Source organism: Flagellimonas olearia, from assembly GCF_004150225.1.
GTDB lineage: Bacteria > Bacteroidota > Bacteroidia > Flavobacteriales > Flavobacteriaceae > Flagellimonas > Flagellimonas olearia.
Genome location: NZ_ML142907.1, coordinates 545,693 through 565,680, shown reverse-complemented (window position 1 = coordinate 565,680; position 19,988 = coordinate 545,693). Strand labels below are relative to the sequence as shown.

The window sequence follows — 19,988 nt, the reverse complement described above, 5'->3', positions numbered from 1 at the left end:
TACATCATGAAAAAACTGAAAAACAGCCTTATTTGTTTTATTGTGGTCCTACTGGTTGCCTGTGGGGGAACCAATAAGCAAGAGGCCAATGCCCAAGGCTTTGGGGCTATTGAAAATATCCTGAAAAGCAGGTTTGGGGACGGGGCTCATTATACGGATCTAACGATCACCTACAATGAAACCATAGGCAATATTGTGGGTGTTACGGTTACCGATGCCCCCGAATCTTTAAAAATGGGGCAGTGGACCTACTCATTGGGCAACTGGAACCAAACTTCTGAAATAACCTTGGAAATACCAGAGGGTACCAAGGCGGCCGATTTTATGTTTCAATTGGGTGATATGGTCAATCTAGGTCAATTGGGGGAACTCGTGGAAAAATCCAAGGAACAGCTAACTACAGAAAAAGGCATTGAAAACCCTTCATTGCACATGGCCTTCATAAAGATGCCCAAAAACGGCAATAGGGAGAAAATGGAATATGTGGTAATGCTCAAGCCTGAAAACGGGGGAACCACTTTTACATTTAGCTATGGGTTAAATGGAGTGCTTGCCCACTTGAATTAGTAAAGAAATGAATATCATAAACATCAAACCCAAAATCATGAACAAAAAAATTAAACAATCCTATTTATTTATTTTATCTGTCCTACTTATAACCATTGGTTGTAGTAATGACGATAATGCAGGTTCAAATATTGAGGTCGGCCTACAAGACTTGGAAGTCACCATTGACGAGAATCCCACAGATGGACAAGTGATTGGAACCATAGGAACCGATGGGAGTGCAGGCCAAGGTTTCAGTATTACCTCCCAAACGCCCTCGGGTGCATTGAGTATTGATCCCACTTCCGGTGAGGTGACCGTTGACGATGCCTCTTTGTTCGATTTCGAGGCAAACTCTACTTTGACAGCTACGGTCACTGCGGAAAATGCGGAAAATACGGTAACTGTTACGGTCAATCTGAACAATGTAAGCGAGGTTTCGGCCCAAAGCCTCGAAGTATCCATAGATGAAAATCCTGTTGATGGACAAGTCCTAGGTACTTTACAGGTCACAGGAAGCACTTCGGGTTTTGCTATAACTACCCAATCTCCCCAAGGAGCTATGAACATAGATGCAAATACGGGCGAAATTACGGTGTCGGACGCTTCGCTGTTCGATTTTGAAACCAATCCTTTACTTACAGCGACCGTTTCTATTGTAGATGCCCAAAACCCAGTATCGGTTACGGTAAACCTAAACGATGTCCTTGAAATTACCATTCAGGATTTTACAGTTACTGTCGATGAAAATCCAAACGATGGCCAGGTTTTAGGAAACATTCAAGCCAATGGCAATGGCACTCTCAGTTATTCCATTACTGCACAAAGCCCAGTGGGTGCCATGGCCATAAATACTGGTACGGGAGAGTTGACGGTCCTTGACCCCAATCTGTTCGACTTTGAAACCAACCCCGTAATCACAGCTGATATTTCTGTTACCGATGGTACGGAATCCATTAGTGCTACAGCCACAATTAATTTAAATGATGTGGATGAAGTATCTGCTACAAATACCAACTTGACTATTGATGAAAACCCATCTAACGGGGATGTTATTGGAGTTTTACAGGCAAGTGGTTCTAATTTAACGTACACCATTACGTTCCAAAACCCTGCAGGAGCTTTTAACATAAATCAAAATACAGGAGAATTATCAGTGGCGGACGAAACGCTTTTCGATTTTGAGACCAACCCCAATATGTTGGCCACCATTTCAGTAAGCAACGGTACCCAAACTGTTTCCGCCAATGCGTTCGTGGCGCTTAATGACTTAAACGAGATTGGGGAATTTAAATATGGGGGTATCATTTTTTGGATAGACCCTGCTAGTAATAATAGTAGTGGATTGGTTGTCTCTCTAAATGTACAAGCAACAAATGTTCCATGGGGTTGTTTAGGAATTGCCACTGGAGCAACAGGAACAGCTATAGGTACCGGACAGACAAATACAGATATAATAATGGCCTCTTCATGTGCTTCTGGAAGTGCTGCAGAAATAGCTTCTAATTTAAATGAAAACGGATTTGATGACTGGTTTTTGCCAAGTGCAGACGAATTGAATGAGCTTTACTCAAACGTATCAATAGTTGGTAACGCTATAACATCAAATGGAGGAGACGTTATATCAAATTCCTATTGGAGTTCAACTGAAGTTGATATTAATGATGCGATTTGGTGGAATATTAATCAAGGCTTTAATATTCCAAAGGATAATGATTTTTTGGGTGTTAGGGCTATAAGAGCTTTTACGGATTTTTAAAAATTAGTGCCACAGATGGTCATGACCATCTGTGGCTTTTAAATTATAGCCAAAAACATTGAAAACTATGGAAAATCTAATTCGGCTTAAGCCCAACTATACCAATTTGGATGCACTTTATGAACTTTTAAAAAGTTCTAGTTACGAATGCTCAAAAGAATATGACACTTGGGAACATCGTACGGACACCAGCGGGCAAATGGCGCAATGTATTGTGCTTAAAAAAAGTGGCATGCACGCCGTAAAACTATTTTTTGTGAATGAAAACACGGTGAAAATAAATCATATCATTCCCAATAAATTAATGAATGCCTATTTCGGAAAAAGTGTAAAGGCGCGTAGAAACATCTTAGAAGTGATTGCCGGAGTAATAAAGCAGGCCATCTTAGTAAAACCCCAACAACAAGCATTTGAAGAATTAGAGGGTGAAATTAAAAATTTAGCAGCTTAAAGTTAAGGATGTAATCCAATTAATTACAAAACAAAAATGGATAAAAGCAGCGCATATTTTCCACCCATAAATGCCAAAAAATCATCCACAAGACAAGATGAAAAATGGGATGAAGCGGTGGCATTTTTCAATAATAGACAATACGATAAGGTGGTGCCCACCTTGTTGGAATATGTCGGCAACCATTTTGAAAACAAAAAAACGGGAAATACGTATGAGATACCGCATGGTTCCGTGGTGCTCTCCATTACCCAAACATCGGATGGACTGCAGGTGAGATGTCCTTTTTTAAATATTTCAAATGCCAAGAAAGTGCCCTTAATGCGACGGTTGGCGGAGTTACGCATGTATCCGCTCAACTTGGCCAATGTGGCTTTGGAGGATAATCTGGTCTATTTTACGTTCTCATGCCCCATCGACCTATGTGAACCGTACAAAATCTACGGGGTCTTTCGGGAAATCTGTTATCATGCAGATAGCTTTGATGATGAGTTCATCGAAAAATTTGATGCTGCCCATCTGCAAGCACCAAAGACAATGCCTTTTTCAGAGGAAGTAAAACAGGAAGCCTATGCCAACTGTCAGGAAATCCTTGAAGAAGGCATACAACGTCTGGACCGTTACATGGAAAAACGTCATGGAAACAATGCGTGGTATACCCTGAACACCACACTCAAAAAAATAGAGTTCCACATAGAGCCCCAAGGTTATCTGCGTACCTTGGTGGAAAAGGCAGTGGATGGCCTTTACGACCGAAGGATTCCTTTTCAGGACCGATTGCTCCATGGTAAGGCGAGCTTGGAAAAGTTGAAAAACTATCCAAAGGATAAATTCTCGGAAGATCTATACCAAATAGAAACCTTTATTCCCTATAAATACGGCAGTAAAAAAGAGAGTATCAGGGAAAACTGGGAGGATAGCTATGGGGAGGTACAAGAGATGATGGCCAATTCCCGATTTGAGGATGCCTGTAACCTAATGCAATCCTGTTTTTATAGTCTGTTCTACTACAACTTGTTGAATTCTGACATCAGCAAACCCATAACCGATGCCTTGAGTGAGGCCAGCGGGCTGGAATACAACCAAGCAGCTCCCATTTTATTGAAAGGAATGGAATCCGTTATGGAGGACTCCATTTTTGGTGATGAATTTGGAATGGACCTATCAAAGATCATGGGTGCGCAAATGCAACAATCCATGGCGGCAATACAGCAAATGATGGCCAATTTAAATACCAAGTAAGCAATGGACGCAATTCAATATATTGAAAATTCAGTTTATAGGATCAACACCGCCAATGGTTCCGGAACCGGTTTTTATAGTTTGCAAGATGATGTGATCGTGACCAATTTTCATGTGGTGTCCGGTAGTCTTTCGGTAAGCGTGGAGGATGGGGATAAGAATAGATATTTGGCACAGGTGGTCTATGTAAATCCCGGAAAGGATATTGCCTTTTTAAAGGCGGAAACACTTCCAAAACCTTCCCAATCGGTTGTGACAAGGCATCAAACAGAGGCCTCCACACGAGACAAGGTATTGGTGTTGGGGTATCCTTTTGGTATGCCCTTCACGGTAACCGAAGGTATTGTTTCCAACCCACGGCAGATGATAGGGGGAAGTAATTTTATACAGACCGATGCTGCCATCAATCCAGGAAATAGTGGTGGCCCAGTGGTCAATGAAAAAGGGGAACTTATGGGAATCGTGACCTCCAAGTTTTCCGATGCGGACAATATGGGTTTTGCCATACCCATGGAAACACTCCATGAAGAGCTTATGATCGTTGGCGAACTGTTCGATGGACTTACCATTGGGTGTCCCAGTTGCAATGGCCTTATGGTTGAAAAGACGCATTATTGTCCCAATTGTGGGAACGATATGGATGAGGGGTTGTTTGAAGAAAGGCCATTGTCCGATTTTAGCCTAACGGTCGAAGAAGCCATTCTTGGTCTGGGACTGAACCCCGTTTTGGCACGATCGGGAAGGGAACGCTGGTTTTTTCATCAGGGAAGTGCAGAAATAAGAATGTTTGTCTATGATAACAATTACCTGTTCGCCACCTCTCCTTTGAACGACCTGCCCCGTACAAACCTGGCCGAAGTATACGAGTATATCTTGACCGCGGATACGGGCGAACACCGACTGTCCATTTCCGATAACCAGATTTTCCTTTCATACCGTGTGCACATAAGCGATCTGTACTCCAAAACTGCGGATAGTGTGTTGGAAAACATTACGCAGCTGGCCATTAGGGCAGACGAGTTGGACAATAGGTTCGTGAATGATTTTGGGGCGAAGATGACCCAGTTCAGTAAATAGATAAGATAGCGTATAAGTTGAATAATAGATCGATATAATTGAAAACTATACGGAAATGACGCTCGCCCTGAAAATAGTAATGGCATCGGTACTATTCTGTGCTTTGATAGGGGTGGTTTTGGCCACGTCCAAAAAGAAAGCCGTTACCATGATAGTGTTATTGGCGAACGGACTTTTTGTTACGGCCGCATTGGTTTATGCGTACATGGAATATGCTGCCTATCAAAAAAGAATGGAAAGGTACGGCCTGCATGAGCAAAGCGTTGTAGAGATTGTTGAAAATAATAGTAGTCCTGAAAACAAATACGCTGGGTTTAAGTATTTCCAAGATTATCGTAATGCTTTGAGCGGCTATGAAGTTTTCTTATTGGAAATAGGGCTGAATGGCAGGGATCAATTTTCGTATCAAAACACCATAAGGGATGAGATAATGCGCCATATGGAAAATGAAGAGTACAGTGAAAACTACTGGAATACCATTTTTACCATCGCATTTGACTATGATGTGAGTACCAAAACATACCAAAGATCAAACTATAGCGCACTCTATGTTGTGCCCGCCGTTTACGAACACCCTGATTTGGATGAGGATTATGGTGATTTGGGGGATGCAGGAAACTATTCTTTTTTTGAACGTGCTTGCCAATTGCTCTACATCTCCCAAAAAGCAAAGACGGTAGATCGGTCTGCGGAAAATATTACCGATCTCTGGAAACAGAATAAGGCATACGTCTTTACGTTTTTTTCCAAAAGCAAATATGATGAACTCTGCAAACGGATGGTGGATGACTTGATAGAAATACATGACACCATTACCTCAACGTTGAACTATGAAGAGTTTTATGGAATGTACGATGTTTCGGATGAGGTTTTCTTGGATTTTCCATCAGTGGAGTATACTAGCTCTTTCGAGTATTCATGGCCCTTTAGCTTTTGGGACCGACGATTTGCGGAAAACAATGCCTCCGAGGTCTATGCCATTTTAAAGGAAATCCAAGATCATTATAAAGATTGAAATGAAGAAAGCAGTCATCATCTTGGTTATTACGGGCCTTGGCTTGGTAGGAGCAGCCTATTATTTTTCACATGAATCACTCAAGTTGATGGAGCAGGTGCAAGAAGACGAGCATTTAAATGAGGTTCTTTTGGAAAATGAGATGATTGCGGACGAATCTGCCAGGGAAGAATTAATTTACGGCAATACCATCATTTATCAATCCATTGATTTAAGCAAACCCGAGTATGCCGTCATCAACCCGTGCATGCAAAAATTTCAGGCCTCTGATGAACTTGATGCCCTGTGCTTGAATACGATATTGGATGTGGTGGTCGATGATTTTGGGGAACAGGGCTTTATAAATGCCGTGATCGGTGCCAGTATTGACTATGATAACCTTGCCTTGGACCATACCTTTTTGGACAATCTCTTTTCTGAACGCAGCTCGCTGGCCAACAGGCTCAACCTTGGTTTTTTAAACCGATATCGAAACCCAAGCAATTTACAACGGGCATTTGATCGGTATAAGACCCATCTCTTAAAAAATATTCCCAAAAGTCTGTACCAAAAGGTCTTTGAAAAACAAGTTGATGAGTGTCTATCCGCCTACGAAGAAATTGCAGATCAGAATAACAAAGAGGCTTTCTTTGAGGATATTTATTTTAAAGCGGATAGCCAAAACTCCCATGGCCAATATTGGAAGTATACCTTTTGGAAAAGAAGGGAAATAGAGAAAAATGACAAGATCATTTACGCAATCCTAAGTGAAATTAAAAGGCATTACGATGACCAATAGCGCTGATGTCAACACTACGCAACCAAAAACTTTGAAATGGAGATATTGATCACCACCATGTTGGTTCTTTTGCTGGTTGCATTGGTTTTTCTGGGCTACAAATTGCTCCGGTTTATGTTCAAAAGTAAAGGGCATGCCATGGTAAGCCTTTCACTGTGTGGTATAGTACTCTTGATCATGGGTGTCAACAATGTCTTTTTTAAAAAGATGCATTTCATACCATCCAAGGTATATCCTGATTTGTATCTAGTTAAATACCCGATCAAGGACAAAAAGGAGCTGAATACTGCCATTAAGGAATATGTCATTGAGCAGGTGAATAAAAGCAATGAGAGTGTCTCCACTTTAAAAGCTGCTTCCAATTATTCCTTGCGTTTTTATCAATACAGCAAGAGCTGGGGTATCAACCTATTTGCAGATGCAGGTACGGCCTATTTTTTGGAAAATGAGGAAGATCCCAGTGGTTTTGTCGTGGAAGAATTGTCCATGTATAGCAATTATCGGTTGGCAGAGTTCCATTGGAATCCCTGTGAAAATGGTTCTGGACAGTATTGCGGTGAACTAATTTATTTTGACAAAGGGGAGGTGTCCAAAACAGAGATTTTGTGGGATATGGTCCCTGTCAAATCCAATACCCGGTCCAAAAAATGAACAAGGAAACAACCATGTCACGGAAAAAGTGGGCCAAAACTATTTGGGAATATGCGCTATGGACCATGGCTGCACTTCTCCTTGGGATTGGCTATATGTATGCTGTGCTGGGCCCGCCACCGGAACCCACAAACACATGGAATTTTTTCCTTGGTAAAATATACCTTTTTGGGTTGGTTCGTATTGGGTTGATCATTGGGGGTATTGTAGCTATCCTATTTATAATTTTTGATGTCTTCCTCATCAACAGAAAATGGGCTTTGAGCAAGAACAAACTTGGGATACGGATAATCGCCCTATTGGTCATACTGATCTTGGTGACAACGTTACACTATCTGTTGGAAAAAACCATAAATCTAATTTAAAAGCAATGAAATTAGTATATGCGCTATCAGTGGCCTTGATGGTCTCCTGTAATCAAAAACCAAAAGAGAATACGGAACCGGAGGTTGCCGAACCGGAAGAAAAAGCAGTTCATTTGGAACCGGTAGTCGACCATGGGGAAACAACCCTTGGTTTTAAAGAGGCAGTGGCCTTAATAAAGACCAAACAAATACCTCATATCGACACCACAAATTTTGACCGTTTTATCGATGAGGACGATATAAGCGAGATTAATGCCAAGGCGCTGGGCATAGAAGGAGTATATCCTGATTTCCATGATGAAGGCTCCAATTATCGGGCAATGGACTTATACCGACTGGAATTGTCCCCAAGCTTTCATACCGTGGTAGTGACCTACAGAAAAGGGGATCACGAAATGGAATCCACATTGATCAACTATGACTTGGAAGGCAACATCATTGACCATCAATTGGTGGCTTACGACGAAATAGCTGAAGGCATGTCCAGAGTGGAATCTAGGATAAGCGCGGACAAGCTTACGGTGAACCATATTTTTTGGGCCGAGAAAAAGGAGATTAAGCAAAAGGAGTACAGCATCCATGGAGATGGAATAATAGAAGCGATGGATTCTAGAACATTAAGTGAAACCCTTGCGGAGTACACTTTGGTTTTGTCCATTTTAGATGAACTCCAACTTCACCCATTGGCCGTTAACATGAATTTGGTCACCACTAAGGCCATGCCTCAATACCCTGGTGGTGAGATTGTGGTCATTCCCGAAATCGTTGATGAGGGAGAGCACTATTTTGAACTCAACAGTCATATTGTGATTGCCAATGCCCATACAGGGGAAATAACACATAGATTCTTTGAAAGTGCCAAAACCAATCAATGGGTCTCTGATGCCATAGTGCTTAAAGAGATAAAAATCGATACAGCCCCCTATCATGTCACTGAAGCTAAGAGGGCCTTTGGCATACGGGTATACTATTATGGGATGTCCCATGCCAATCCGTATGAGAATGAGACCCTATCCCTTTTTGTGGAATCGGGCCAATCCCTGCAAAAAATTCTGAGCAATTATAGTGTCATGGAGTACGGTGGCGAATGGGATACCGATTGTTTGGGGCAATTTCTTCGCACTGAGAAGTTGCTCATCCCATCAGCCGAGCAGACCAACGGTTGGTTTGATTTTTTGGTAAAAAGCAAGATTACTGAGACCATAAACGAAGAAGATGAAAGCGGGGAGTGCCTCTCAAAAGAAACGACTTCAACCGAAACCTCGAGGTTGAAATTCAATGGTGAGGAATACAAAAACGAATAAAACATGGGTATGAAAATTATAATCATTGGTTCCGTTGTGGCGCTTATTGGCCTTATTGGCATCATCGCCAACAACCAAATCATTGCTAGGAAGAACCAAGTGGCACAAGCCTTTGGCAGTATTGAAATCTATCTGAAGAAGCGGTTCGATTTAATCCCGAACCTTGTGGCCATGCTCAATAAGTACATGGCACACGAAAAAGAAATACTCCTAAAAGTGACCCAACTTCGTAGCCAAGTTAGTGGAGTGACAGCGCCCAAAGAAAAGTTTGATCGCCCCATATTTTTGTCTTTTCAGCATAGACAGATGTATTTGGCGGTGTTGAATCGTGAAGGGTTGTTTTCTTTTCCATCTGGAAAGTTGGACAATATAAAGGTGGTGGAAGAATTGGCCAACGACATTGAAACGGCTTTGGAGATGGGTAGGTTTGGTTAGCAGATGGGAGCATTGCTTCCCATGGCCGCTATTAGAAATTCAATCCCACTATTGCCTTTGGACAAAGGCCCTTTTACCCTGGAAACCGTAATCGCCTTTAAAACATTGCAAGCGAGTTGTTGCATGGCAGCCGAAAGTTGTTCATCCATTTTTTCCGTTGACATCAAGATGATGGCTTCCGAGGCTATGGCATAAAGCCGCACCAAGGTGAAACTGTAGGCCGCCACTATGGAAAGTGGGGCCGAGCCAATTCCGGGAATGGCCATTCCCACCTTTATGGCTGTCAGTATTTTATTGTACTCTTTCATCACGGTTTCGAGATTGCGCAATTGCTCTTCGGTGCTACTGCTGCCGCCTCCGGTCTGGTCGGGGAGAATACCATAGAGCTCACCCCTCAAGGGGTCTATCTTCCAAAAGGACCTTGTTTGTAATGAGGTATCCATAAATTTCAACTCGGAACCACCATACACCAAAGGGTAGAAATAGGGGAAATCTTCTTTCAACGCTTTTTTGACAAACGCTTCATGGTTTCCCCTATCCTTATTCAAAAGCAATGGTTTGTTATGCAATTGGGAATAGGCACTATCGTTGAACATATGTGCTTCCAGAATGGCCAATTGGGCCGTTTTTTTAACGGTTTCCTCAAAAGTGTTCAAGCCACTGTATGTTATGGAAAGGTATTCGGAGGTAGGCATATAATCAAAGGACATCCTGGTGGTTTTGCTGTAATAGCCAGGAATGCACTTGATGAGGCAAGTTCTGAACCCACTGGGATAGGTTATTGCATTTTCCGTGACTTGATCTTGCAAGGGCTGCATCATGGTCAGCAAAATTGACGGATAACTTAAGGTCCCCTTTCCCAATGCTTCCAATGCCATGTCAGTTTCATTATCTTGAAAAGCCTCAAACCATTCCCGATTACTCATCAGGGTCTTTAAATATTCGGTAAGTTGAAGCGAAAGGGTAGGGGCTTCCCGTTCAAAGGACATGACCGCACCGCCCAATAACATTTGGTGGACTTCGTCTATCATTTGTCGGTTTGGGCCTAACGCATTCCCGTGCTTGTCAAGATCCGGTTCATATCCGGCCAAAACCCTTTTTATAGGACTCAAACCAGTTCCTTTTATGGTCAGGTAGAGCCCAATCATCCGGTTTCCCAGGATATTTTTGTTTTTTGGAAAGGTGAAGGGTAGTTCAATTTGGTGTTCCGTTCCCTTGACCTTTACCATGAGCTTGTGACTTTCATTTTCATCAAAGGAATTGTAGGTAAGTACATAGGTGGGAAACTTTAATTGACCCACAAAATTTTTGATTTCCGCTATGGTCTTTTCCTGGTCATCAGCAGCAATCTCAACAAAGTCCATATTTTCCCTTAAGGGCTTGTAGAATGTGTCTACCGAAAATACATTGAGCAAAATGGCTGGAGGGCCTGCATCATAAATGGATTGATAGGACTCATCGTACTCATCACTGTTATGCCCGTCCGTTGCATATAAGATAAGGTCGGCATCCACTTGTTTTGCATTCAACAGGGAAGTGTAAACGTTTGAACCTGTTTCTTGAAGTATTATTTTGGCAGATGGATAGGCTTCCCGTATCATATTTTCAGTTCGCACCAAAAACTCTTTGATGCCTTTACCCCGATATTCTACCGGCATGCTCAAGGAGGTGTCGTATAACAAAAGTATTTTGGGGGAAATGGAGTTCTGTTGCATCCACCCTATGGGTGATTCCCCATTGTCCACCAACTCAAAATTGGAAGCCGAAAGTCCGCCAATGATATTCCCCTCGGTATCTTTGGGTTCCAGTTCCAATCGTACCTTTGGATAGGCTTGTGGAAGTACCTTTCCCTCAAAAGAGTGAATGTTGCCAATAGCTACTGCGGAATCTTCTTCTGAGAGTACGGCAGGATTGTATCGTTCCAGCACTTTTTCGCCTTCCAAGGTGATGGGTTCACCTAAAAAGGAACGCTCTTCCAAATAGGCCACATCTTTATAGATATCCTGCAGGGCCAGACATGGGGTGAAATTGCATATTTGGGATACCGTTTTTGTGGCTTGATTCCCAAATGTCATATTGTTCAAAAATTGCACCTGCAGCTGGTTTCCAAGGAGTTCGGATAGTTTCCAAGTTCCTGAAACTAGGGTTGTCTCGTTCCATTTGTCCATAACGTTCCTGCACGAAAGGCTTATGGTAATATTTTGTTCCTTAGGTTTTTTTAGTGCAGTGGCATTATCGAACTCTTTCTCTTCGTTGGTGGGGTGCAGCTGACCGAAGGGCACTGTGGGGTCGAACACATGGGCATATTTCTCTTCCCCATTTTCGGTGAAGACTACCGAGGGAACCCCATTTTTATGAATTTTTTGGTTGATGACCGCTTCCCGGATATATTTTTTGTCAATTTTTCCCAAGAGATCATGGGCCAATGCCTCAGACTTTTCCATGCAATCAGGGATGACCTCAAAGCTTTCTCCTGTTTCTGTAATATCCAATGCCTTGTGCCATCTTCGCATTTTCCGATTGGAAATGGGGGGATCAAATTCCGGGATGTATTTTTTAAAGACAATGGCTTTGGCTTCCTCCAACGAAATATTCGTGTGCTCCCACACCACTTTGGCCTCAAAGCCGGCCTCTACCAACATATCTTTCAATATTTCGGCCTTTTCCCTTGGGGTGGCCAGTCCACAGCGTAAGGCCATCTCTGTCCCGTATTGGGTGTAATGTGCAATTTGCGATAAAAAATCCCGATAGGACGGTATTGCTTGGAAACTATCCCTTACAAAATCCGTCATGGCTTTGGGGTCTTTGGAGGCCACAAGGGTTTTGCGCCGTGCCATCAAGTGGTCTGGGCTTTGTTCCAACATTTTGATCATGTCTTCCCAAACTCCAAAGGGAGGCCTGCCCAAATCCTCACTGGTACAGCTTTGAAATAACAAAGGGGATAGGTACAGTCCGGAACCGCCCAATACCAGTTGTTTGAAAAAATCCCTTCGGGAGGCATCGGAAATCAATGGTGTGCTATGGTCTTTCATACGGATAAGGTTGATGAGATCAGTGAAGCTGCCCTAAGTTCAATTCCTTGACGAGTTGTTCCAATTCTTCGTGGCCTACCTCATAGGTCTCCACATCAACGGCAAATCGGTCGTCGTATAACATGGACAGATTGAACTTGCCATTTTTTAGATTGGATTCCTTTATTTTAATCCCATTGATGGTGGTGGTCTTGGTGCTGCCCCAGGAGCCCTTTTCGTCATATTCCATGGTGCTGGACATCCGGTAGGTGCTCACTGCATTGTTTCCCTTTTCGCCAGCGCCATCTATGATCATTACCCTGACCCTTCTGTTTTGTACACTGTAGGTAGCACCACAGGAACCCATTCCGGGAAGCATGTTGATGGTGGAAGAAGTCAAGGGCATCCCCAACACCGTTTCGGGCAACCAAGCCGCAAACTGCTCTTTGGTAAGCGGGGTTTCATCGATCAATGTTTCCCTGTTTTCCTGAGTGTCTTTGACTATTCTGACAAGCTCGGTAGTGACTGATGTTTCCGGTTCTTTTTTGTTTTCTTCCTTGCTCCCACAGGAAATTAGTAGGAGTGAGAATAATGGGATGAAGTATGATGTATAGATTTTCATGGGAAAAGGTTAATGCGTGCTCTCGGCACAAGGTTTTAGTTTATCCATTTGTTTGCTTATTTCGGTGGTGGTAGTGACAAGACTCAAGGGATGGAAATATCTTAATAATATTGCCAGGATTGGCTTGGAAATCTCATCCAACTTGTCAAAACTATATCCGGAATCGTCCATTAACATTCTCAAATCATAGTCTTTATAAATCGCGTGAAACGTTTGCTCAAAATCATTGCTTTCCGCCAATTTCTCGAATTTTTCAGCATCCTCTTGAAGTATTTGGGTTATGTCAGCCACCATTGGTTTAAGTTCTTCAAAATCCCCGCCATTGGTGAATTTATTGAACAAATCTTCAGTGCAGTACATTATACTTGTGGAGGACATGAGCGCCATAAGTTGCATGCCATATAGATCATACTTTTTTTTACAGTCCTCCTCAGCGTTGGTTTTCGAAATCAGGGAATCCATTTCTATTTTATATTTAAATATCAGATAGGCGCATTTGGTCTCAGCAGAAAAGTTGTCAAGATATCCAGAGAAATCACCTAATTTTTTAAACTTATCCTTGAATTTCTCCTTGAAGTCATCAATAGCTTTGTTATCCGAAGCTTGTTTGGCCTCATCCTGCGCTTCCCCAAAAAATTCCTGTGCTTCGCCCATAATGTCCCCAAGGTCAAAGTCCTGTCCCCTTGCTCCTGTACTTAAGAACAGGAAGAGTATGGTGTATCCCAATATTTTTTTCATGTCGTACATTTTAGAGGTTCAATCCTATTAAAACCCGCCCATGGTGGCGTATTCTTCTTTCTTTATGGTCATGTCTTCTTCCTTGAGTTCGGTACATACCATGCTAAAGTTGTCCTTTTGCTTCTTGGCCGACTCAAATTGCATTTCCATGAACATGGTGTTCTCGCCAAGGGGTAATACGCTGGAGGGAAGATTTTCGGCATTGGCTATGCCACCGAGATATCCTACGGGGGTCTCGTTGGTGATCCATACTTTGGAAATACCGTCCTTACTGGTTATCTGATACCCTTTGCAACGGTACCCCAAAATGGTCTTGTCGGCAATGGGAGTGATTTTAATGTCTTCTTTGGCATTTTGGTTCTTTTCCTCCATTTTTTTGGTGAGTTTTTCCATCATTTTTTTACTGGAAGGAATTTTCATGGCCGATTTGCGTTCCCCATCATCCGTAAACATGACCATGGCTTGGTTTTCCATATCCATCACCGTGATATTGCTCATCTTGCCTTCTTTGTGCCAATTGCCAAAATAGCGTTGACCGGGTTCCATCCAATACTGGATTTCGGTATCCTCTTTTTGGGTAGTGATCTTCATGGTGGCCCTATACGAGAATTCATAAACATCGGGGATTCCCTTGAGTCCACCGCCACCTAAGAGACCGGCCATTTTTTTCTGCATGGCGGCTTCCTTGGCTTGGTCCTGTTTTTTCTGGTCCAAGTTTTTTTCTGTCTCCCCAATATTCTTTGAGGTGCTTCCGCTAGTGGTTTTCCCACTGGTCTTGCCCTCTTTTTTTCCTTGGGTAATGGAATCGATGGCCTTATCGGTTCCTTTGGATACTTCTTCGTCCGTGCGGTTCAAGATGGTGCGCTCAACTGCATTTTCGGCTTTTTTCTTCAGCTTTTTCAAAAATTGGGCCTGTGTGGAAAACGATACGGCCAAGCTACATATCAGCAATAGTTTCACTCTTCTTTTCATAATGATCGTATTAATGGTTCTTTATGTTTAATTGAGGTAAGGGATGGGAGGGGGCGTACCCGTCCGTTACATTTTTGATGTTATGGTTCCTTCTTTATGGATTTCCAAGGTTTGTACAACTTTGTTTGCCAATAGGATGTTCAGTTGGTATGTTCCATTTTTTAGGTGGTCTATACTCAGGTAAATTTTATCGTGTCCCTTTTTATCTTTCATGGTGCCTGGGGTGGCCTATGCCTAAAAATGATACTTGTCGTAAAGGTATCTTACGGGAAAAGACGGGGATGTAACATATGTTTTCAATGATGTAACATATGTTTCCAAAGGGAAGAAAAGCCTGTTTTAGACCTACTTGGAAAGAAACTCAACAGGAGTGCAGCCCTGGATTTCCTTAAAACACTTATTAAAATAAGAGGGTGTGTTGAATCCAACCTGATAGGCAATTTCAGAAATAGGGGCGTCGGATTTGCGCAAGAGGTCCGTGGCCAAGTTGATGCGTTGTGCCCGAACAAATTCTGTTGTGGACATTCCCGTAATGGCATTGAGCTTTTTGTGCAGTTGTGAACGGCTCATGTACATCAACTCGGAGAATTTTTCGCTGGTAAACTCCGGAGAGGTAATGTGATCGTCCAGCACCTGTTGGAGACGCTTTAAAAATTCGGCCTCCGTTTTGGTGGGAACAAGACCGGGATTTACCTTAAAGGTTTTGGAGTAATGTTCCCGAAGTCGTTCCCTGTTCTCCAAAAGCTTTTCTACCCGAACTTTTAAAATATTGGGGTTGAAAGGTTTGGTCACATAGGCATCCGCTCCCGTTTTTAGCCCCTTAAGCTGACTTTCTTCACTGGCCTTTGCGGTAAGCAACAGTACAGGGATATGGCTGGTAAGTTCATTGCTCTTTATTTGGTCACAGAGTTCTATGCCATTTTGAACAGGCATCATGACATCGCTTATGATCAGGTCGGGAAGGTTTTTCAAGGCCATTTCTACACCTTCTTTTCCGTTCCCCGCCGTCATGACCTTGTACTCACCCTTAAAAATGGAAACGGTATAGGTTAAGACATCCTTGTCGTCCTCAACAATGAGTAAAGAGGGTTTTTGGGTGACCTGTGGTATGGTTTGGACCGAGTTTATGGAATCACCTTCTGCTGCGAAGGAATCATCAGGGGTGTCCATATCATAACCCGTTTGGGTAATGGGCAGGGTAAGGGTAAATTGAATCTTGTCTTCTCCAATATTGTTGGCAATGATGCTTCCTTTGGATAGGGTGACCAACTCCCGGACTAGGGCCAGTCCCACCCCAACGCCTTCGGCGGACTCATTGTTCTGGTAGAAACGCTGGAACAGCTTGCCCAAATCCTCAATTTCCATTCCGCTGGTGGAATTCAGTATGGAAAAGACAAAACTGTCCTCCGTCCGTTCCGCATTGACCAAGACCTCACTGTTTTTTGGAGCGTATTTTACGGCATTGGACAATAAGTTGGATACTATTTTTTCAATCACGTCCCTATCAAACCAAGCATGGTCCATCTTTTTGAAGTCGTAGGTAATGGTGATGTGTTTTTCCTTGGCGATGTATCTAAAGGCCTCTACCAACTGTATCAACAATCCCCTAAGGTCTCCCTTGGCAATATGGAGCTGTAAGTGGCCGGAATCTATCATGGAGAGATCCAACATTTGGTTGACCAGCCCCAGAAGCCTTTGGGCATTGTTTTTAATGAGGGAAAGTTCTTTTCTGTCCTCGGTGGAAAGTCCTGTTCGGCCCAGTTGATGCTCTATGGGACCAGAAATTAGGGTAAGGGGTGTCCTAATTTCGTGGGAGATATCCGTGTAGAGTTTGGTCTTTAGTTCATCAAGTTTTTGAAATCTGTTTTTCTCGATTTCAACCAGATAAAATTTGTGACCCAATCCCAGGGAGAATACCAGTAGTTCCAAGAAAACACCCAACTGGGTGATATTGAAGCTGTAAAAGCCGAAAACGTTATTGGATTCCACACCCCCTGAAAATGAATGCTGATTCCCCAAGTTCAACCCTACCATGCTAAACCCGATGAGGAAAAAATTTCCCAAGAGAATATAATATCGTAAAGGGGATTTTACCACAATGAAGGCCCTGATCACAGCATAGATCCCATATAGGTGCAAAGGCAACAAGAGCAGGTTCAAGTGCCTTTTTACCAGTAAAAAATCCTTGGAGAGAAGCACATAAAAGAATATGGAAATTGCCGCCAAATAGGTGGCGACGGAAAACCATTTGAGTTCCCGTGAAAATTTGGCATGATGTTCCCTGATCTCTGCAAATGAGTCCACGAAGGCTATAAAAACCCCTGATAATAAGAACACCAACGGAGCCAAAAAATAATAGGAAGTGTCATAATTTTCAAAGAACAGCTGCAACTCCAGTTCAAGGTCTATTCTTAAAAAGAAATAGGTGGCAAATATCAAAATGTAAACACCGTACAATAGATAGTCCTGTTTACGTAACCTGAAATACAGCAGCAACATAAAAATACCGATGGCGATAAAGCACCCTTGGAAGATGAATGTGGTAAATACGGCAATGGCCATGTTGGTAAAGTGCCACGGCTGTTCTATTTCAAAATCATAGGAAGCGGGTATATCGCCCCAAACGCCATCATAATTGCTAGACATTACCTGAAAATTGTATTCGCCAGGAGGCAAATTGGTATAGCGGACCTCATTGTTGTTTCCTGCATACACCCAATCCTCGTCGTAGCCGGTCAAACGGTATTTGTATTCGTTTAAATTGGGTTGTGAAAATTGCAGGGATGAAAACGTAAAGGTGATGGTATTTTGTGTATGCTTTAAGGGGACATTCTCGGTAAGGTTACGGCTGGCATTGAAAATCTTTACATTGGTGATTACCGTTTTGGGTTTAAAAGGGTTGGTTTCCAGTTGATCGGGCTTAAACCAGTTGAGTCCTTCCAGTCCTCCAAAATACAGTGTGCCATCGTCTGCTTTAAAATAGGCCCCGGTATTGAATTCATAGGATTGCAGGCCATCGTAGTTTTCATAGTTTTCAATGTCGGGATTTCCATTGGTCACGGAAAATTTGGAAATCCCCTTGTTGGTACTCAGCCATAAATTATGTTGTGCATCTGGCAAGATACCATAGATGACATTGTTGGGGAGACCATTTTGGGTGGTAAAGTGTTGAATGTTTCCATTGGATGGAACATAGGATTTCAGCCCATTGCCATTGGTGCCTATCCAAAGGGTATCGGAACTGTAATAGAGGGATTTGATTTTATCGGGAATCGATGTGACCCCAGTAATTGTGTTGCTGGCCACATCCAAGAGAAAAAGACCGTTTTGTTCGGTCCCAATCCAAAGGAAGTTTGATTTTCCCGTTTCCGCGGTTCGTATGTTGTTGGAGCTTAGCCCAGAGTTTTCCGCGGTATATTGAATCGTTTTCCCCTTTGCTTTGTCGTAGAGTATCAAGCCATGGTTGCGGGTGCATAGCCATAGGCGGTCTTTCGGGGCGTCAAGGATTTTCCAAATGGTAAAGTTCTGTGTTCCTTGGGCAGTGGCAATGCCTCCGTTGGAATCCATCAATTGTAGACCGTGGTCCTGATGGCCTATCCACAAGGTGGTACCATCATAGTGTAAGGACATGATTCGGTCTCCCAGTAAATTGGAATTTTCTGCCTTGATGGTTCTGTACTGTTGTGTGCCCAGCCGAATTTTTGTCAAGCCCTTTCCCGATGTTCCAAGCCAGATGGTCCCATTTTCCTCCGCAATGGCACGGATAACATCAACATGGATGTCCCTTGGAAGTTGTTTATTGGTAAGCGTGTTGAATTTTGCCAAATATTGATCAAAATAACTGAGACCCGCCCCATCCGTTCCCAACCAAACGGTTCCGGAAGCATCTTCAAATAAGGAGAGTATGTCGTTATAGTGAATGGTGTTCGGGTTGTTCTTGTTCGCCATAAAATGACTAATGCGTTCGGAAGAGAAATCAATAATGTACAGCCCTTGGCCATAGGTGGCCACCCAAAGTTTACCATGCTGGTCGATCAATAGGTCCAGAATCACCAAATCTTTGGGGAACATTTTTTCTTTAAACCCGTTGAACTGCTCCAAGCCATCATTATCGTTGGAAGCCATAAAGAGTCCATTTCCATAACTTCCTACATAAATGGTATTGTCTTTTTGCGCAAAGGAGCTGAAATTGGTGTCGGGTATGCTGGGAATTTCGTTCAAGGTATGCTCTTTGGGATTCAGTTTGAACACTCCGCCTGAAGCTGCGATCCAGAGGTCATTTTTGTATGCTATGAGATCGTGAATATTTGGGTTTTGGACCGCTTTGTCCAGGATGGATAAGGTGTCCCCTGTATCATGTGATATCCTGTAGAGCCCTCTTCCAAAAGTGCCCACATAAAGGTTCTTCTTGGGGTCCTCATAAATAACGCTTGCACTGTCCAAGGCCTCCACTTTTTGAAACCTCCCCTTTTTTTCGTCATAAAATTTCAAGGTTCCGGGGTTGGTAATGGCCCAGAGGGTATTTTTTGAATCAATGTAAACTTTGCCCAGTTTGCTATAGGAAGGTCGGGTAACATCTTCGAACTGCTCTTGGAGAATCTTAAATTCCTTTCCGTCATATTGGTTGAGCCCGTCTTGTGTGGCAAACCAAAGAAACCCGGTAGTGTCTTGGGCTATGCTCACCACGCTATTTTGGGAAAGCCCGTCGTTTACGGTAAGGTCGTTGAAAGAAAATCTATTGTGGGTCGTGGACGAATTTTGGGTATAACCAGATACATAAGTCCCAATGCAAAAAATCAGGATTAGTATCTTAAAAGAGGCTGATGTGACATGACCTTTACAGTCGCTGTGTATTCGCAATGCTCTTAATGGTTGAGGTTTAGTCTCTACAAGATAGGCCTTTTATTGATCCTTAAAATTCGATAAGGACTTAATTTGAAGGTTTTGGCGGGTTTATAATGGTTAAGGAAGGCTTTTCCATGGCCCAGGGAAGATATAGGAAGAGCGAATGGTGGTTTTGCG

Annotated in this window: 17 protein-coding genes; 11 read left to right on the top strand and 6 right to left on the bottom strand. The window is 42.8% G+C overall.

Annotated elements, in window-relative coordinates; genetic code table 11:
* Positions 1-6 precede the first annotated feature (6 nt).
* From DN53_RS02560 to DN53_RS02510, 11 genes are all read left to right on the top strand, one after another.
* A complete protein-coding gene (locus tag DN53_RS02560; RefSeq protein ID WP_129652847.1) occupies positions 7-567 on the top strand; it encodes a hypothetical protein in 561 nt (186 codons plus the stop codon).
* Positions 568-604: 37 nt separating this feature from the next.
* Entirely contained in the window at positions 605-2,305 is a 1,701-nt protein-coding gene (locus DN53_RS02555) for a hypothetical protein (RefSeq protein WP_165357237.1), read from the top strand.
* Between the two features lie 67 nt (positions 2,306-2,372).
* Positions 2,373-2,756, top strand: a complete 384-nt coding sequence (locus tag DN53_RS02550; RefSeq protein WP_129652845.1) for a hypothetical protein — start codon at positions 2,373-2,375, stop codon at positions 2,754-2,756.
* Positions 2,757-2,792: 36 nt separating this feature from the next.
* Positions 2,793-3,998 carry a type III secretion system chaperone family protein gene (locus tag DN53_RS02545; protein ID WP_129652844.1) on the top strand — a complete coding sequence of 402 codons (1,206 nt, stop codon included), beginning with the start codon at positions 2,793-2,795 and terminating at the stop codon, positions 3,996-3,998.
* A gap of 3 nt (positions 3,999-4,001) precedes the next feature.
* Positions 4,002-5,075 (top strand): trypsin-like peptidase domain-containing protein, encoded by a 1,074-nt coding sequence (locus DN53_RS02540; RefSeq protein WP_129652843.1) that lies wholly within the window; start codon positions 4,002-4,004, stop codon positions 5,073-5,075.
* A gap of 55 nt (positions 5,076-5,130) precedes the next feature.
* Positions 5,131-6,090, top strand: coding sequence for a hypothetical protein (locus tag DN53_RS02535; protein WP_129652842.1), 960 nt, complete (start codon positions 5,131-5,133; stop codon positions 6,088-6,090).
* 1 nt (position 6,091) lies between these two features.
* On the top strand, positions 6,092-6,868 hold the full coding sequence (locus DN53_RS02530; RefSeq protein ID WP_129652841.1) for a hypothetical protein: 777 nt from the start codon (positions 6,092-6,094) through the stop codon (positions 6,866-6,868).
* A gap of 36 nt (positions 6,869-6,904) precedes the next feature.
* Complete coding sequence (locus DN53_RS02525) at positions 6,905-7,519, top strand: hypothetical protein (protein ID WP_129652840.1); 615 nt, start codon at positions 6,905-6,907, stop codon at positions 7,517-7,519.
* On the top strand, positions 7,516-7,884 hold the full coding sequence (locus DN53_RS02520) for a hypothetical protein (protein WP_129652839.1): 369 nt from the start codon (positions 7,516-7,518) through the stop codon (positions 7,882-7,884). Before DN53_RS02525 ends, DN53_RS02520 begins: the two co-directional genes overlap by 4 nt.
* A gap of 5 nt (positions 7,885-7,889) precedes the next feature.
* On the top strand, positions 7,890-9,188 hold the full coding sequence (locus DN53_RS02515) for a PA3715 family protein (RefSeq protein WP_129652838.1): 1,299 nt from the start codon (positions 7,890-7,892) through the stop codon (positions 9,186-9,188).
* A 9-nt stretch (positions 9,189-9,197) separates the two neighbouring features.
* Positions 9,198-9,623 (top strand): LemA family protein, encoded by a 426-nt coding sequence (locus DN53_RS02510; RefSeq protein ID WP_165357235.1) that lies wholly within the window; start codon positions 9,198-9,200, stop codon positions 9,621-9,623.
* Here the strand turns inward: DN53_RS02510 and DN53_RS02505 are convergent.
* The 6 genes from DN53_RS02505 to DN53_RS02485 all read right to left on the bottom strand — a co-directional run bounded on the left by DN53_RS02505 (position 9,620) and on the right by DN53_RS02485 (position 19,826).
* Positions 9,620-12,655 carry a hypothetical protein gene (locus DN53_RS02505; protein WP_129652836.1) on the bottom strand — a complete coding sequence of 1,012 codons (3,036 nt, stop codon included), beginning with the start codon at positions 12,653-12,655 and terminating at the stop codon, positions 9,620-9,622. The genes DN53_RS02510 and DN53_RS02505 overlap by 4 nt on opposite strands.
* A gap of 19 nt (positions 12,656-12,674) precedes the next feature.
* Positions 12,675-13,256: a hypothetical protein gene (locus tag DN53_RS02500; protein WP_129652835.1), complete on the bottom strand. Its 582-nt coding sequence runs from the start codon at positions 13,254-13,256 to the stop codon at positions 12,675-12,677.
* Positions 13,257-13,265: 9 nt separating this feature from the next.
* Positions 13,266-13,994: a hypothetical protein gene (locus DN53_RS02495; protein WP_129652834.1), complete on the bottom strand. Its 729-nt coding sequence runs from the start codon at positions 13,992-13,994 to the stop codon at positions 13,266-13,268.
* Positions 13,995-14,021: 27 nt separating this feature from the next.
* A complete protein-coding gene (locus DN53_RS02490) occupies positions 14,022-14,966 on the bottom strand; it encodes a DUF4412 domain-containing protein (RefSeq protein WP_129652833.1) in 945 nt (314 codons plus the stop codon).
* A 66-nt stretch (positions 14,967-15,032) separates the two neighbouring features.
* Complete coding sequence (locus DN53_RS17850; RefSeq protein ID WP_165357233.1) at positions 15,033-15,179, bottom strand: hypothetical protein; 147 nt, start codon at positions 15,177-15,179, stop codon at positions 15,033-15,035.
* A gap of 132 nt (positions 15,180-15,311) precedes the next feature.
* Positions 15,312-19,826 (bottom strand): two-component regulator propeller domain-containing protein, encoded by a 4,515-nt coding sequence (locus DN53_RS02485; RefSeq protein ID WP_129652832.1) that lies wholly within the window; start codon positions 19,824-19,826, stop codon positions 15,312-15,314.
* Positions 19,827-19,988 lie beyond the last annotated feature (162 nt).

Coding starts and splice junctions, on each gene's coding strand:
- DN53_RS02525 (WP_129652840.1), top strand. CDS start 6,905: ATGGAGATATTGATCACCACCATGTTGGTTCTTTTGCTGGTTGCATTG.
- DN53_RS02505 (WP_129652836.1), bottom strand. CDS start 12,655: ATGAAAGACCATAGCACACCATTGATTTCCGATGCCTCCCGAAGGGAT.
- DN53_RS17850 (WP_165357233.1), bottom strand. CDS start 15,179: ATGAAAGATAAAAAGGGACACGATAAAATTTACCTGAGTATAGACCAC.
- DN53_RS02550 (WP_129652845.1), top strand. CDS start 2,373: ATGGAAAATCTAATTCGGCTTAAGCCCAACTATACCAATTTGGATGCA.
- DN53_RS02515 (WP_129652838.1), top strand. CDS start 7,890: ATGAAATTAGTATATGCGCTATCAGTGGCCTTGATGGTCTCCTGTAAT.
- DN53_RS02530 (WP_129652841.1), top strand. CDS start 6,092: ATGAAGAAAGCAGTCATCATCTTGGTTATTACGGGCCTTGGCTTGGTA.
- DN53_RS02510 (WP_165357235.1), top strand. CDS start 9,198: ATGAAAATTATAATCATTGGTTCCGTTGTGGCGCTTATTGGCCTTATT.
- DN53_RS02535 (WP_129652842.1), top strand. CDS start 5,131: ATGACGCTCGCCCTGAAAATAGTAATGGCATCGGTACTATTCTGTGCT.
- DN53_RS02555 (WP_165357237.1), top strand. CDS start 605: ATGAACAAAAAAATTAAACAATCCTATTTATTTATTTTATCTGTCCTA.
- DN53_RS02540 (WP_129652843.1), top strand. CDS start 4,002: ATGGACGCAATTCAATATATTGAAAATTCAGTTTATAGGATCAACACC.
- DN53_RS02500 (WP_129652835.1), bottom strand. CDS start 13,256: ATGAAAATCTATACATCATACTTCATCCCATTATTCTCACTCCTACTA.
- DN53_RS02490 (WP_129652833.1), bottom strand. CDS start 14,966: ATGAAAAGAAGAGTGAAACTATTGCTGATATGTAGCTTGGCCGTATCG.
- DN53_RS02560 (WP_129652847.1), top strand. CDS start 7: ATGAAAAAACTGAAAAACAGCCTTATTTGTTTTATTGTGGTCCTACTG.
- DN53_RS02520 (WP_129652839.1), top strand. CDS start 7,516: ATGAACAAGGAAACAACCATGTCACGGAAAAAGTGGGCCAAAACTATT.
- DN53_RS02495 (WP_129652834.1), bottom strand. CDS start 13,994: ATGAAAAAAATATTGGGATACACCATACTCTTCCTGTTCTTAAGTACA.
- DN53_RS02545 (WP_129652844.1), top strand. CDS start 2,793: ATGGATAAAAGCAGCGCATATTTTCCACCCATAAATGCCAAAAAATCA.